Consider the following 587-nt stretch of genomic DNA (forward strand, 5'->3'; position numbering starts at 1 on the left):
ATCACACCGCGACGCCTGCCTTCGCGCCACCACAGGCGCAGCAGTTCGAGCAGTTGCGGCGAGAGCATGGCGTTGCGGTCCTTGCGTCCTTTGCCCTGTTCGACGCGGATCAGCATGCGCGTGCTGTCGACATCGTCGACCTTGAGGTGCGCGACCTCCGATACGCGCAGACCCGCGCCATAGGCGACGCCGAGCGCGGCCTTGTACTTGATGCCAGGTGCGGCTTCGAGCAGCCGCGCCGCTTCCTCCACGCTCAGCACGTCCGGCAGCTTGCGTGGATGGCGCATGATCACCAGCACACGGGCCAGATCCCGCCGCTTCAGCGTCACCAGGAACAGGAACCGCAACGCCGAGACCGCGCCGTTGATCGTCGCAGGCCCGACGCCGTTCTCATGCTGATACAACTGGAAGCGGCGGATGTCCTCGGGCGTCGCGGTATCGGGAGAGCGTCGGAGGAAGGCTGCGAAGCGCCGGACGTGACGAACGTAGTCCTGCTGGGTATGGGAGCCTAAGCCCCGCATGAGCATGTCTTGCTGCATGCGCTGGCGAAGCGGCGTGATCGGTGCATCGGTCGACAGGGTATCCAT

General features: G+C 65.6%; 1 protein-coding gene. It reads right to left on the reverse strand.

Annotated features, from left to right (window positions below):
* The coding region (locus ACWGS9_RS35195; RefSeq protein WP_454509479.1) for a tyrosine-type recombinase/integrase at positions 1-587 on the reverse strand (587 nt) is incomplete at its 3' end.

This window comes from Mesorhizobium sp. Arg314 (genome assembly GCF_053714275.1).